Genomic DNA, 14,704 nt, shown 5'->3' on the forward strand with positions numbered 1-14,704 from the left:
AGGCATACCTGCCCATGTTATCTGCCCGTGACCTTGGCATGTGCTGGACGGTCGGAGTCGGAGCGACCAGGACATTGCGCACCCTGGGCCTACTCGGTATGTATATACTCAGCAATTACATACCCAGTATGCGCGATCGGAGACGTTGATGTCAGTGAAACAGAGCCTGTTGGCGATCCTCGACCAGGGCCCCTGCTACGGCTACCAATTGCGCACCGAGTTCGATCGCCGCACGGGGTCGACATGGCCGCTCAATGTCGGGCAGATCTACAACACGCTCGATCGCCTCGAACGCGATGGCCTGGTCGAAAAGGGTGACACCGATGACCAGGGCCACGTGTATTGGGAGATCACGGATGCCGGTTCCGCCGAAGTCCGCGAATGGTTGTCCTCCCCCGTCGAACGCGCCTCCGGCACGCGTGACGAACTCGCGATCAAGCTGGCCGTGGCATCCACTCTCCCCGGCGTCGATGTGGCGCAGATCATCCACGCGCAGCGACGCGCGTCCCTCGCGCAACTGCAGGAACTCAACCGCGCGAAGTACGCCGGCGCCAGCCCCGACGGGCCGGAAGAACTCGCATGGTCGCTCGTCGTCGACTCGATGATCTTCGCGGCCGAGGCCGAGGTGCGGTGGCTCGATCACACCGAGCAGCGGCTGGCGTTGCATCCTGAGCACACCATGGCGCTGGAACTGTCCACCGAGCGCCCGAAGCGTGGGCGCCCCGCGCGATTGCGCACTGCTTCGGGAGGAGATCTCGATTCGGGAGGATCGGATGCCACGGGCTCGCCCTCCGGGGCCGGGATCTCCTCCGAGGGCGCGATCTCCTCCGGGGCCGGGCGCTCGGCAGAGATGACTCGATGACCGCGACGGTGCTGCGACTGGTGGGCGTGACGCAGCAGTATGGCTCCGGCGAGACCGCCGTCTCGGCATTGTCCGGGGTCGACCTCACGGATCAGGAGGTCGGAGTGACCCTTGTCGCGTGGCTCGTGCCCCCGCGGCATCCGGATCTCACCCGTCGCACCGCGATCGCGTGAGCGCAACACGGGTGCGCTCAGGTGCTCCGATCCCGAAAACTCCCCCGCTCCGGAGGAAATCGAGATTCGGGCGCAGGATCGGCGCCGCCTTCGTCCTCCCGAACATGGATCTCCTCCCCCAGGGTGGGGTGGATCCCCTCCCGAAGTGTGGGGTGGATCTCCTCCCGAAGTGTGGGGTGGACCTCCTCCCGAAGTGTGGGGTGGACCTCCTCCCGAACATGGATCTCCTCCCCCAGGGTGGGCGAAGACAGGGATGCGGGCAGTTCCCGGATGCCGGGCGCGGCATCCTGTCGCCTCACAGGCGCCACCCACTACCCTGAACTGTGACCGAAACCGATTCCCCGATCGCGGCCGAGGCTCCCGAGCAGCCCGCCGAGATGACGTTCGCTGATCTCGGCCTGGGCGATGCGGTGCTGAAGGCCCTCCGTGACGTCGGCTACGAGACTCCCTCCGCGATTCAGGCGGCGACCATCCCGACGCTGCTCGAAGGCCGCGATGTGGTCGGTCTCGCGCAGACCGGCACAGGGAAGACCGCAGCGTTTGCCCTTCCCGTGCTCGACCGCCTCGACCTCGGCCAGAAGAACCCGCAGGCTCTCGTGCTCGCCCCCACGCGCGAACTCGCGCTCCAGGTCTGCGAAGCGTTCGAAAAATACGCGTCGCACCTGCGCGGCGTGCACATCCTTCCCGTGTACGGCGGGCAGGGCTACGGCGTGCAGCTGTCGGCGCTGCGGCGCGGCGTCCACATCATCGTGGGCACGCCCGGTCGCATCATGGACCACCTCGACAAAGGCACGCTCGACCTGTCGGAGCTGAAGTACCTCGTGCTCGACGAGGCCGATGAGATGCTCAAGATGGGCTTCGCCGAGGACGTCGAGACCATCCTCGCCGACACCCCCGACTCGAAGCAGGTCGCCCTCTTCTCGGCCACCATGCCCGCGGCGATCCGCCGCATGTCGCAGCAGTATCTGCACGATCCCGAAGAGATCACGGTCAAGACCAAGACCACGACGTCGGCGACGATCACGCAGCGCTACCTGATCGTGTCGTTCCAGCAGAAGATGGATGCCCTGACTCGCATCCTCGAGGTCGAGAACTTCGAGGGGATGATCATCTTCGGTCGCACCAAGAGCGTCACCGAAGAGATCGCCGAGAAGCTGCGCGCTCGCGGGTACTCGGCGGCAGCCATCAACGGCGACGTGGCGCAGCCGCAGCGCGAGCGCACCGTCAACCAGCTGAAATCGGGCAAGCTCGACATCCTGGTCGCGACCGACGTGGCAGCCCGCGGGCTCGACGTCGAGCGCATTTCACACGTGGTCAACTTCGATATCCCGACTGACACTGAGTCGTACGTGCACCGCATCGGGCGCACCGGCCGTGCGGGCCGCAGCGGTGACGCGATCAGCTTCGTCACTCCGCGCGAGCGCGGCTTGGTGCGCGCGATCGAACGCGCCACGCGCCAGCAGCTCACCGAAATGTCGCTGCCGAGCGTCGACGAGGTCAACGTCACGCGCTTGTCGCGCTTTGACGACCGCATCACCGCGGCACTCGGCGAAACCGAGCGCATCGAGCGTTTCCGTGACATCATCGCCCACTACGTGCGTCACCACGACGTGCCCGAGGTCGACGTTGCCGCGGCCCTCGCCGTCGTGGCCCAGGGCGAGTCGCCGCTCCTGCTCGAGCCGGAGCCCGAGCGCCCGAAGCGCGAGTATGCCGATCGTGGCTCGCGCTTCGACCGCCAGGAGCGTGACAGCCAGCGTGAGCGCCGGCAGCGCCCGAGCAACCCGAACATGGCGACGTACCGCATCGCGGTCGGCAAGCGTCAGCGTGTCGAACCTCGCCAGATCGTCGGCGCGCTCGCGAACGAAGGCGGCCTGAGCCGCGGCGACTTCGGCGCGATCCAGATTCGCCCCGACTTCTCGCTCGTGGAGCTTCCCGCCGACCTGTCCGCTGACACTCTGCGCCGGCTGGTCGATACCCGCATCTCGGGTCAGCTGATCGACATCCGCCTCGACACGGGCGGCCCGAGCCGTCGGCGCGACGACCGTGGCGATCGCCCGCCGCGCGAGGACCGCAAGCCGCGGCACAAGCGCAACGACCGCTACTGAGTACGGGTTTGTGGATGCCGCGCGCGGCATCCACACCCCGGGCAGACACCCCGCGAGCAAACCTTAGGATCGATGCATGGCCGGTTTTTGGGGCAAGCGCAAACGTGAGCAAGAAGAACTGCAGGCGCAGGATGCCGACCTTGCGCGCCGAGCGCGCACAGCGCTCGTAGAAGCCGACGAGCGCATCCGCACCACCACCGACGAACTCGCGTTCGCCGAAGCAGAGCTCGGGCCCACCTCGACGAAGGACCTTCGCGAGGCACTCGTCGCGGTGCGCACGCACATGGCTGAGGCGTTCCACCTGCACCAGCTGAACCACGACGAGATCCCCGATACCCCGGAAGAGTTGCGCACGCGGAACGCACGCATCGTCCAGCTGTGCGAGTGGGCAGAAGAGCTGCTCGACGACCGCACCGAAGCTCTCGCGGGACCCATCGAGCGCGCACGCCGCGCACCCGAGATCATCGCCAAAGTGCGGGCCGACGCGGCACAGCTGCGCACGCGCGTCCCGCACGCCCGTGAGACGGTGCAGCGTCTGGCCGCACGATACTCCGCCGAGGCGCTCGAGCAGGTCGATTCCAACCCCGCCGAAGCCGAACAGCTCCTCGGGTTCGCCGAACACAGCGCGGGCATCGCCGAGCGGCGCCGAGACGCGGGCCAGCGTGAGCAGGCGAACCTGGCACTCGAGGCTGCGACCGAGTCGGTGCGCCGCGCGCACACACTGATCGACGCGGTCGAGACCTTCGAGGTGGAAGCCCTGCGCGCCGAGTCCACGCTTGCCGCGATCATCGAGGATTCCCGCGAAGACCTCGTGGCCGTTCGCACGGCCCCGCAATCACCGGCGGTCGTCGAGGCGACGGCTGCGCTGCTGGCAGCATTGCGCGCTCTGCCGGCTGCGGGCGTGAACACCGATCCGTTTGCTCAGCTGTCACGGTTGCGCGAGGCCAATGCGGGGTTGGATGCCGCAGTGGCGGCTGCCCGCGAACGCGCCGCCCGTCCGGTTGTAGACCTCGCACACGTGCGGCACGCCATGGACGATGCCGCACGGCAACTCGCCGTTGCTCGCGATGTGATCGCCGGACACCGCGGATGGATCGGCGCGGATGCTCGCACCCGTCTGGCCGAGGCTGACCGCCTGAGCGCTGACCTCGACCAGTACCTCGGGGCCTCCGCGTCGATGGTGACCACGATCGACGAAGATCACCGCGAACAGGCACTCGCGATGGCCAGGCGCATCGCGTTCCTCGCCGGCGAGGCTCTGCAGCTCGCGCAGCGCGACATCAACAACTCCCGTCCCCCGGGTGGGCCCGATCAGTGGGGTGGCGGCTGGGGCGGCGGAGGTCGCCGCGGAGGAGGCGGATCCGACCTGATGGGCGGCATTCTGGGCGGTCTCGTCATTGGGAGCCTGCTCGACGGCATGTTCGACTGAGGATCTGGCATATGAGAGTGCCCCGACCACACGGCCGGGGCACTCTGTTTGAAGAAACTGGATGCTACGACGCAACAGCCGCCGGGGCTGCCTGTGTCGTCAACGAGATGACACCGTAGTCCCATCCCTTACGACGGTAGACGACGCTCGGGTGGTCGGTGCGGGCATCGACGAACAAGAAGAAGTCGTGGCCGACCAACTCCATACGGTCGACGGCTTCTTCGACGCTCATCCACTCGGGCTGGAATTCCTTGGTGCGGATCACGACGGGGGTGTAGTCGGGCTCGTCTTCGTTGCCCGTGAGGATCGGAATCTCGCCCGTGGCGACCGCGTGCAGCACATCGGCGGAGGCCGGCTGCAGATCGATGCCAGACAGCGAGCCGCTGCCCTTTTCGTACTTGGCCCCGCGCGGATGATTCCGTGCATCCACCCGCTTGTCCTTGGCGCGGCGCAACTGCTCGCACAGCTTGTCAACCGCGAGATCAAGTGCGGTGAACTTGTCGGCATCTGTTGCCTCAGCGCGCACGACGGGGCCCTTGCCCACGACGGTCAGTTCGACGGTGTCGTCTTCCATTCGACCGTTGTGGTGGGCGCGATGCGTCACCTTCACTTCGACCCGCTGCGCGCGGGGTGCCAGGTGCTCGACGCGGCCAACCTTTTCTTCGACCACTGTGCGGAATCGATCCGTGATCCCCACACCCACGCCGACGATGCTGGTTTCCATCCCTGACCTCCTTGTTCCGGTCCTCCCGGTCAAGGGCGGACCTTGAGTCGCCTTGTGCACACCACCGTAGCCGCGCCGCCCAGGGATGTCACCCACCAGTTTGTCGCGTGTCGTTCGCGGTGAGCGTATCGGCCGCGTGAAGGTCACGAGAGGCGTCGCGGGGTGGCCGCCACGGTGGCCGCACCAACGACTCTGGCTCCCGCTTTCCGCAGCGCCCGCACGGCTTCGGCCAGACTCGCCCCCGTCGTCACGACGTCGTCGACGATGATCACGCGCACTCCGTGTGCCGCGGCGTCTGCACGGAGCGTGTGGTCCACGTTCGCGGCGCGTTGCTCGCGGGTGAGGCCGCGCTGATCTCGGTTGCGCCGCACGGCACGCAGCCAACGGGCGGTCGGCCGCGCGGTGCCCCGCGCCAGCAGGTCGGGAACCCGAAAGCCTCGCGTGCGATACGACGCGCGCGAGGTGGGCATCGGAACGAGCACGGCAGTGTCGTCGATGCGGCGGATCGCGGCATCCAGCACCGGCACAAGCGCCCTCACAAGGCCGGTGCGACCGTCCTCCTTGATGGTGCGCACGATCCTGGCCGGCGCGCCCTCGAACCTCACTCCGCTCGATACGCGCACGTTGCTGGCACAGCCCGGAAGGACGCCGGAAACGAGGTCCGGCGCCAGGGATGCCACGCAGGCGTCGCAGAGCTCAACATCGGGCACCCCGCAGCCAGCACAGTCGACGGGGAACAGGAAAGTGAACGCATCGCTCAACGCCGAACGCACGAGTTCTGCCAATCGGTCGCGCATACCGCTACCGTGCCACCGTCGCGGCTGTGACGGTGGCACGTCGAGACACGTGTGGACGGACCCCCGGCACACGGATCTGGGGAGGAGGGGCTCCCGCACCTCCCCGCTCGCTACTGCGGTATGCCCTGCTGCGTGGCGAGCACCGTCACGCCGGTGGCGATCTGCTCCCAGTTCGTGCCCCGCTTGGCATAGACGGCATCGCCGTCGTGAACACGGATCACCGAAACAGTCGCTCCTCCCGCCAGCGAGCGCATGCCCTGCGCGGCCGCCGTCACCGACGAGGGGCCGCCGATCACTTGCTCGAGAACGGTGGATGCTTCCTCCCCCGCTGAGAGAGCGGCCACCGTCGACTCGTCGAGCCAGGCGATCGCCGTCCCCGACCCAGGCACCAGCCCGATCGCGATCGGCTCTCCGAGTCGTATCGGAACACCATCGGTACTGCGCACGACACCTGCGACCCAGAGGGCGTCGCGTCCCGCCGCCGACACAATCGCTGCCATGCGCGTACCGTCACGCGAGATCGCCATCGCCGAGATTGCCGTCGCCTCGGCCCACGCGCCCTCGAGCTGCACGGTGGTGCCATCCAGCTGCGAAGCGCGCACCGCGCCGGGTGCATCCTCGGGCACCGTCCACACGACGCCGAACGGGTCCATCGTCGGGGCGACCACTCCTGGGCGCTCGTCGACGACTGCCAGGGTGCCATCGGCACCCACGCGCGCCGCCGCACCACCGGGGACCGTGACCGCGGCGTAGCGGCGGTCTGGCGAGACCTGGATTGCCGAGGGAGCGGCATCCATCACCGATTCCGAAAGCCCGGGGATCTCTTCGAGCGCATCGCCGTTGAGGAAGCCGAATCCGTCGTCCGTCAGGACCAACGGCAGCGAAGCGACGCGAGTGCTGCGGGTCGTGACGGTCTGTGCGTCGATGGGGCTGGATGCCACGGTCAGCTCGACCGACGATGCACCGGCCGTCGCCAAACTCGCCGTGAGTTGAGTGAGCATCCTGTCGAGCGTGACGCTGTCGGCGTCGAGCGCGGTGGCCGACAGGTCGATCTCAGCCACCCCGCTGTCGCTGACGGGGACCGACGCCAGCAACGTCACGGTCTCGGGGAACGCGGTCGAGACCGATTCTTCAAGCCAGACGCTGCGACTGCGGTTGACGAGCGCATCAGCGATGCGGGTCGCGGCGTTAGCCGTCGGGAACCACCGAACATCAGGAACCAGGTACTGCCACGACGGGTCGAAGTAAACGACCGCGTACTCGTGGAAGACGTTGGGGAAAATGTCTCGGTCTAGCACCACACCGTCGGGCGCCGACGTGATGCGCCACTCGCCGTCGTCCTGCTGCTCGAGGGCGAACGGAAGATCCGTGGGACCCGCCTCTGCGCGCTGGTAGGAGCCCTTGTCGTCCACGGTGGCCACGGCCACCACAGAGACCGTGACGTCACCGTCATCTCCTTCCGAGTACACCCGGTCGCCCGGTGTGTCGACGGTGACGCCGGCTTCGGGGCGCCACACCTCTGCGAAATCGGGGGCGAGGAACTCGCGCGCGCGCTCCCATCGGCCGAGCGCTCCCGGGCCAGACCCGGCACGGATAAAGCCCTCGACGATCTCTTCGGGCGACGCACCGGGCTGGGGGCGATCGGGAAGAAACGAGAAGTCCGGCGTGCCCGACGAGGAATCGGGTCCGAGTCCCTGCTGGACAGGTCCGGACGAAGGCAACCCGGCGCACGCCGTCAGCGCGAGAACCGCTGTGACCAGGAGGGCCAGGGCTGCACGCATACGACGCACGCTCACGGTCGTTCCTCCTTCTCCCGTGCACGGGCGACGGCATCGCGCCTCACCGCGGCAGTGCCCAGAACTTCGAGAGGCTGCGTGAGTCCCAGATCGTCCACGGCCGCCACCGAATCGTCTCCGGGATCCACCGGCACAGGTGAAGGCGCGGCCAGCCGTACGCTCGTGCGCGGCAAAGTGAGCACGAAGTTAGTGCCGCGACCGAGCTCAGACCACACGGCCAGCTCCCCGCCGTGCAGGCGCGCGTCTCCCAGCGCGATCGACAGCCCCAGGCCGGTCCCGCCGATCGTGCGCTTGCGGGACGGGTCGGCTCGCCAGAATCGGTCGAACACACGCTCGGCATCCTCTGGTCGCATACCGAGTCCGTAGTCGCGCACTCCGATCGCGACGGACTGCTGATCGCTGTCGACCGTGACGACGATCGGCCGGCCCTCACCGTGTTCAATCGCATTGCCGAGCAAGTTGCGAACGATTCGGCGCACACGCCGCGGGTCCATGTCGACGGGGGAATATCCTCCCGGCGCCACGAGGCGCACATCGGTCCCGTGCTGCTCGGCGAGCTGCGCCATGGACTCGATCACGTCTTCGGCGAGCGCTGCCAGTGCCGTCGGTTCGAGCTCGAGTTGCACTGAGCCGGCGTCATAGCGGCTGATCTCGAGCAGGTCGGTGAGGAGCGTCTCGAACCGCTGGACCTGCGCGTTCAGCAGCTCCGCGGCGCGGGCTGTGGACGGCTCGAACTCGTCACGCTGGTCGTTGATCATGTCGGCCGCCAGCCGGATCGTCGTCAGCGGCGTACGCAGCTCGTGCGACACATCCGACACGAAGCGCTGTTGCACGAGCGACAGATCGGCAAGCTCTTTGATCTGCGATTCGATGCTGTCAGCCATCGCGTTGAACGAGCGTCCGAGCACGGCCAGCTCATCTTCGCCGTGCACCGGCAGTCTGACTCCCAGCTCCCCCGCCGCGAGCTTGGCGCTCGTGTCGGCCGCCTCTGCGATGGGCCTGGTCACCGACCGCAGGACGAACCACGCGATCGCGCCGATGAGTACGACCAGGCTGACGCCGACGATCCACAGCGTGCCGTGGATGAACCCGAGCGTCTGCGGGGCACTCGCGAGGTCGTAGGCGACGTACAGTTCGTACGGGCCGACATCCGGAACCTCGATCTGCTGCCCGACGATGATCCCTGGGATCTCTCCGTCGTCTGACGGCAAGGCGACAGACTGCCAGTACTGCTGGTCGGCGTCTGCGCGCACGCTCGCGCGCATCTGCGGCGATATGAGTTCCTCAAGCGCGGGATCGGTGGCCGAGTTCTGGGGGGCCAGAGCGGACGGCGGACCGATGCGGAACGTCGCCCAGCCGTCGTTGGACGACTGCTGGGCCAACGTCGTGCGCACGCGTGTCATGAGGTTCTGAAGCTGAACGACATCGCCTTGGACGGCGGCACTGTCGAGGGTCGTTTGCACGGCCGCCGTGGCGCGTTGCGCATCGACGAGGACTTGATCCTTGCGCGAGACGAACAGATCGTTCTGGATCGCCAGCGCCATCCACACGCAGGCGATGACGACGGCGAATGCCGTGAGCGCGAGGGTCACCAAGAGGGTGCGGAACCGCAGCGAGCGCTTCCAGAGTCGCCGCAGGCTCGCGGGCCACGTGCGCACGTCGCGCCAGCCCGTGAGCCGTACCTGCGGCGCCGAGGCTCCCGGTTGCGCGGCTGTCATCGGGCTGTCAGACCACGGCGCCGGCGCGATAGCCCACGCCGCGCACCGTGGTGACGATCTTGGGGTTGTCGGGATCGAGCTCGACCTTGGCGCGCAGGCGTTGCACGTGGACGTTCACCAGGCGCGTGTCGGCCTTGTAGTGGTATCCCCACACCTGCTCGAGCAACATTTCGCGTGAGAACACCTGCTGCGGCTTCGACGCCAACGCCACCAGGAGTTCGAACTCGAGAGGCGTGAGCGCGATCCGGTTCTCCCCGCGCCTCACCTCATGAGCCGACACATCGACCACAAGATCACCGATGCGCAGGGCATCTCCACCCGATTGCCCGCCAGGGCGGAGGCGCGTCTTGATGCGCGCGACGAGTTCTTTGGGGTTGAACGGCTTGACGATGTAGTCGTCCGCCCCGGATTCGAGGCCCTTCACGACATCAGCGGTGTCGGTGCGGGCGGTGAGCATGATGATGGGCACGCCCGATTCGGCGCGCACCTGCGTGCAAATCTCGATGCCGTCCATTCCGGGAAGCATCAGATCCAGCAGGATGAGGTCGGGCTTCTCGCTGCGCCATGTGTCCACCGCGATGGCACCGTCAGCGCAGAAGACAGGATCAAATCCTTCCGTGCGCAGCACGATGCCGATCATCTCGGCGAGAGCGGTGTCATCATCGACCACCAGGATGCGTGAAGTCATCTAACGCGTCTTCCTTTGCGTTGGGCAGGGACCGCTACCACACCGCCGTCCCCATGCGCTTGTCACAGAGTAGTCGACCCGGCCGGACCATGCGCCGAACGCGCGGGCACAACCGTGCATTCCCCCGATACTCACGGGCAGTGTCGGGGGAATGTGTCACGATAGGGGCGTCGCGCGCGCACGACCTGCCCGCGCCAGGAGGGATGAATCGGTGAGCTCGTACCCGACGTGGACGCCCGCGTCACGCCCCGGGATCATCCCGCTCTATCCCCTCGGCTTCGGCACGATCCTCGGGCGCTCCTTCGCGGCCCTGCGCGCAAACCCGCGCGTGCTGCTGGGATTCGCGCTGATCGCGCAGTCGGTGGCATATCTGGTCCTCACCGCGGTGCTTGCGGCCGTCGCGTGGGCGACATTCTCGCGACTGGATACCGTCGTCCCCGGTTCGGATGACTTCAACGCGATCATGGCAGGGTCGGTCACGATCACCGCGATCTCGGCGATCGTCCTGGGCCTGGGGGTCGGCGCACTCACGATCATCGTGCAGGCCGTGGTCATCGCCGAAGTCTCGCACTCCGCGGTGGCGGAGAAGCTCACGCTGCGCGCACTCTGGCAGCAAGTGAAACCCGTCGTATGGCGGCTGTTCGGCTACAGCGTGCTGGTGATCACGGCGGTCCTTGTGGCGATGACGATCATCGTCGGCGGACTCGTGGCACTCGGATTCGCGATCGCACCCCTGGCCGTGGTGCTCGGCATCTTGCTCGTGCTCGGCGCGATCCCGGTGTCCTGGTGGCTGATGATCAAACTGTTGCTGGTTCCCGCGGCGATCGTGATCGAGCGCCAGAGCATCACCGACGCTGTGCGGCGTTCGTGGGTTCTCACGCGCGGTCGGTTCTGGCGGACCCTCGGCCTGATCCTCGTGATCTCGCTCATCTTCGGCGCGGTCAGTCAGGTGGTCAGTCTGCCGCTAGGGCTGCTCTCCTCCGGCATCACGACGGTCATCGCCCCGACCGGCGATCCCGAGCCTTCCGCGATCGTGGCGATCATCGTCGCATCGTTGCTCGCCCAGGCGCTGACTCTGGTGCTCCAATCGGTCGCGCTCGTGGTGCAATCGACCGCGACCGCGATCATCTACATCGACGCGCGAATGCGCCGTGAAGGCCTCGACCTCGATCTCATGGCGCATGTCGAGCGGCGGGATGCCGGTGGCCACGACCTGGATGACCCGTACCTCGTGCACATCGGGCGTGAAATTGCGCCGCGCGGTGTGGCCGGGGCACCGACCGCCGCGTACCCCCAGTACGCCGCGTACCCTCAGTACGGCGCTCAGGCGCAGTACGCGCAGCCACATCAGTACGGCGCACCGCCACAGTATTCACCGCCACCGCAGTACGCGCCGCCACCGGCGTATACAGCGCCCACGCAGCAATACGCGCCGCCGCCCCCTTACACACCTCCCGCTGCCACGCCCCCGAAGACCGCCCCTGAAGAATCCGGGCCGTCGGCAACGCAGTGGGCTGCTCCGGGCACGTCCCCGTCGCCCGAACAGCCGAACGGCCAGAACACGCCGTGACGCCTCGTGCGCTGATTCTGAGCGTCTCCGCGTCCGTGCCACCGCTGGACCCGGACCGCGACGAGGCCCAGCGGTGGGCGGAGGACGAGCTGTCGAACCCGGTGTACGACATCGCGGAACCCACCCCGCTGGATCGCCTGGCACAAGCGGTAGCCGACTTCATCGCGAACCTTTTCTCCCCCGAGCTTCCGTCCACGGTCGGGCCCGCTGTCGCCATCATCGCGGCCGTGGTCGTCGTCGCGCTCATCGCACTGGCCTTCGTGATCTGGGGACGGCCGCGCGCGATTCACCGCACGAGTGGATCCAGCACGGTCCTGTTCGACGGAGATGACGAGCGCTCCGCCGACGAGCTGCGCGCCGCAGCGATCGCGGCAGCGCGCGCCGGTGAATGGGATGCCGCGATCATCGATCGCTTCCGCGCGGTCGCGCGAGGCTGTGCCGAGCGTGGAGTGGTGAATCTCCCTCCCGGCGCCACTGTCCACGCGTTTGCACGCCGCGCCGGCACCGTGTTTCCCGAGTTCTCGGCCGACCTCGAAACGGCCGCCAGCACTTTTGACGACGTCCGCTATTTGCGGCGTCCGGGTAACTCGTCGCTCTATCAGCAGGTTGCCGCCGTTGATGAGGCCGTCGCATCCTCCCGTCCTCGGCTCATCGACGACGAATCGACCGATGGTCGCCGTCCCGATCTTGAGCGCGTATGAACACGGCGATCGACCCCTCTCCGCCGCGCAGGCGCACGCGTCTAGCCATCTGGACGGCGATCGGTCTCGGTGCGCTCGTGATCGGTGCGCTGGGCGCGCTTCTCGCCGCACAGGGCCGATGGGACGAGCGGACGGTGCTTGACCCCGAATCCGCCGGCCCGAATGGGTCTCGCGCGCTGGTCGAGATCCTGCGGGATCACGGTGTGGATGTTCGCGTCGTCCGCGACCACGAGTCCGCTGAGGGCGCGCTAGGTTCAGGCACCGACACGCTCGTGATGCTCGACACTCCGGCGCTCTCCGACGACGGCGTCGAACAGTTGACCGATGCTGCGACGGATGTCGTGCTGCTGGACCCTCGCGCCCGCACGCTCGATCTTCTGATCCCGGGCTCTGCCCCGGCGGGGTACGCCGCGGATCTCCCCCTCGAGCCTGACTGTGCCTTCGACGTCGCCGCACGCGCCGGGTCGATCATTCCCGGCGCCACCTTCACCGCCGGTTCGGGCGAAGGATGCTACACCACGGATGCCGGTTGGGGGCTGGTCACGGCCCCGCACGGCGACGGAAGGGTCAGCGCGATCGATGGTCGCGTGCTTTTCACCAACGACATGCTCGCCGACGCGGGCAACGCTGCTCTTGCGCTGGGACTCATGGGCCAGCACGCGAGGCTGGTCTGGTACATTCCCGGCGCCGGCGACACCGATCTGCCGGCGACCAAGCTGTCTCTCGGCGAGCTGACCCCGGACTGGGTGAGCCCGGTCATCGTGCTCCTCCTACTCTCGGGAGTGTGTGCAGCCATCTGGCGCGGGCGTCGGTTCGGCCCGCTCGTTGCCGAACGTCTGCCGGTCACCGTACGTGCTTCCGAGACGACAGAGGGACGTGCCCGCCTCTACGCCCAGTCACGCGATGCGGCGCATGCCGCCGAACAACTCCGGCATGCGAGTGCCGCGCGATTGGCACGATCGATGTATCTGGGCGCGGCGGCCGACCGACGCGCGATCGCCGACGCCGCGGCATCCCTCACCGGCTCTGACCGCGCACGCGTCCACGCACTCCTGATCGACGATGTCCCTAACAACGACGCGCAACTCGTCACTGTCTTCGAAAGACTCTCACGCCTCGAGGCCGCGGTGAACGCCGCCGCCCACCCCGAAAGGATGAACCCATGAGCGATGCTTCCGCCGCCGTTGACGATGCGGCACTGCGCGAGGTGATGAACCGCGTGCGCGGCGAGGTCGGCAAGGCCGTCGTCGGCCAGGACGGCACGATCACCGGACTTCTTATCGCACTGCTGGCGGGCGGGCACGTGCTGCTCGAGGGTGTTCCCGGCGTCGCCAAAACCCTCCTCGTGCGCGCCTTCTCGACTGCGCTCGGCCTGGATACCACTCGCATTCAGTTCACCCCTGACCTGATGCCGGGCGACGTATCGGGCTCGCTGATCTACGACGCGCGCGCCGGCGAATTCGAGTTCCGTGAGGGACCGATCTTCACCAACATCGTGCTCGCCGACGAGATCAACCGCACCCCGCCCAAGACGCAGTCCGCACTGTTGGAAGCGATGGAAGAGCGTCAAGTGTCCACTGACGGTGTCACGCGCGCACTGCCGGATCCCTTCCTCGTCGCCGCCACTCAGAACCCCGTCGAGCACGAGGGAACCTACACGCTGCCCGAAGCGCAACTCGACCGCTTCCTGCTCAAACTGATCGTCGAACTCCCCGCACGCGACACCGAATTCGCGATGCTGCGTCGACACGCGTCAGGGTTCTCGCCTCGTGATCTCGCGGGCGCCGGGCTGAGCGCCGTGGCGACGGCCGACGACCTGCGCGCAGCGCGTCACGCGGCGGCATCCGTCACCGTCTCGGACGATGTCCTCGGCTACGTGGTCGACCTCGCTCAGGCGACGCGACGCAGTCCGTCAGTGCAACTCGGTGTTAGTCCGCGCGCGTCGACCGCACTGTTGGCTGCCGCCAAAGCCTGGGCGTGGTTAGGCGGATACCCCGCGATCACCCCTGACCACGTGCAGACCATGGTCGTGCCCACGTGGCGCCACCGCATCCGTCTGCGCGCGGACGCCGAACTCGAAGGCGTCTCGGTCGATGCCGTGCTGGGGTCTGTGATGCAGCAAACACGCGTCCCGGTCTGAT

Annotated in this window: 13 protein-coding genes; 8 read left to right on the plus strand and 5 right to left on the minus strand. The window is 67.5% G+C overall.

The genetic code is table 11. The annotated features are described in order from the left end of the window. Positions 1-148 precede the first annotated feature (148 nt). The 4 genes from ON062_RS11580 to ON062_RS11595 all read left to right on the plus strand — a co-directional run bounded on the left by ON062_RS11580 (position 149) and on the right by ON062_RS11595 (position 4,569). Positions 149-862, plus strand: a complete 714-nt coding sequence (locus ON062_RS11580; RefSeq protein ID WP_306802491.1) for a PadR family transcriptional regulator — start codon at positions 149-151, stop codon at positions 860-862. Further along, complete coding sequence (locus tag ON062_RS11585; RefSeq protein ID WP_274647293.1) at positions 859-1,035, plus strand: hypothetical protein; 177 nt, start codon at positions 859-861, stop codon at positions 1,033-1,035. The genes ON062_RS11580 and ON062_RS11585 overlap by 4 nt, the downstream gene beginning before the upstream one ends. Positions 1,036-1,412: 377 nt before the next feature. After that, positions 1,413-3,140 (plus strand): DEAD/DEAH box helicase, encoded by a 1,728-nt coding sequence (locus ON062_RS11590; protein ID WP_274647422.1) that lies wholly within the window; start codon positions 1,413-1,415, stop codon positions 3,138-3,140. Between the two features lie 76 nt (positions 3,141-3,216). After that, positions 3,217-4,569 carry a hypothetical protein gene (locus ON062_RS11595; RefSeq protein WP_274647294.1) on the plus strand — a complete coding sequence of 451 codons (1,353 nt, stop codon included), beginning with the start codon at positions 3,217-3,219 and terminating at the stop codon, positions 4,567-4,569. A gap of 64 nt (positions 4,570-4,633) precedes the next feature. Here the strand turns inward: ON062_RS11595 and raiA are convergent, their stop codons facing one another. The 5 genes from raiA to mtrA form a co-directional block, all read right to left on the minus strand. Further along, complete coding sequence (raiA, locus tag ON062_RS11600) at positions 4,634-5,293, minus strand: ribosome-associated translation inhibitor RaiA (protein WP_274647295.1); 660 nt, start codon at positions 5,291-5,293, stop codon at positions 4,634-4,636. A 143-nt stretch (positions 5,294-5,436) separates the two neighbouring features. Further along, entirely contained in the window at positions 5,437-6,090 is a 654-nt protein-coding gene (locus ON062_RS11605; protein WP_274647296.1) for a ComF family protein, read from the minus strand. Positions 6,091-6,200: 110 nt separating this feature from the next. Beyond that, positions 6,201-7,886, minus strand: coding sequence for a GerMN domain-containing protein (locus ON062_RS11610; protein ID WP_274647297.1), 1,686 nt, complete (start codon positions 7,884-7,886; stop codon positions 6,201-6,203). Beyond that, on the minus strand, positions 7,883-9,604 hold the full coding sequence (mtrB, locus tag ON062_RS11615) for an MtrAB system histidine kinase MtrB (RefSeq protein WP_274647298.1): 1,722 nt from the start codon (positions 9,602-9,604) through the stop codon (positions 7,883-7,885). The genes ON062_RS11610 and mtrB overlap by 4 nt, the downstream gene beginning before the upstream one ends. A gap of 7 nt (positions 9,605-9,611) precedes the next feature. Then, positions 9,612-10,292 carry an MtrAB system response regulator MtrA gene (mtrA, locus tag ON062_RS11620; RefSeq protein WP_274647299.1) on the minus strand — a complete coding sequence of 227 codons (681 nt, stop codon included), beginning with the start codon at positions 10,290-10,292 and terminating at the stop codon, positions 9,612-9,614. Between the two features lie 211 nt (positions 10,293-10,503). Between mtrA and ON062_RS11625 the strand changes: the two genes are divergently transcribed. From ON062_RS11625 to ON062_RS11640, 4 genes are read left to right on the plus strand one after another with little or no spacing between them, the layout of a single operon-like run. Further along, a complete protein-coding gene (locus ON062_RS11625) occupies positions 10,504-11,862 on the plus strand; it encodes a glycerophosphoryl diester phosphodiesterase membrane domain-containing protein (RefSeq protein WP_274647300.1) in 1,359 nt (452 codons plus the stop codon). Continuing rightward, the gene (locus ON062_RS13945) at positions 11,859-12,563 is read left to right on the plus strand and encodes a DUF4129 domain-containing protein (protein WP_274647301.1); all 705 of its coding nucleotides are present in this window, start codon (positions 11,859-11,861) and stop codon (positions 12,561-12,563) included. The genes ON062_RS11625 and ON062_RS13945 overlap by 4 nt, the downstream gene beginning before the upstream one ends. After that, complete coding sequence (locus ON062_RS11635; RefSeq protein WP_274647302.1) at positions 12,560-13,729, plus strand: DUF4350 domain-containing protein; 1,170 nt, start codon at positions 12,560-12,562, stop codon at positions 13,727-13,729. Before ON062_RS13945 ends, ON062_RS11635 begins: the two co-directional genes overlap by 4 nt. Then, entirely contained in the window at positions 13,726-14,703 is a 978-nt protein-coding gene (locus ON062_RS11640; protein WP_274647303.1) for a MoxR family ATPase, read from the plus strand. The genes ON062_RS11635 and ON062_RS11640 overlap by 4 nt, the downstream gene beginning before the upstream one ends. Position 14,704: the final 1 nt, after the last annotated feature.

The sequence above is a fragment of the Microbacterium sp. C7(2022) genome, assembly GCF_028823665.1.
GTDB lineage: Bacteria > Actinomycetota > Actinomycetes > Actinomycetales > Microbacteriaceae > Microbacterium.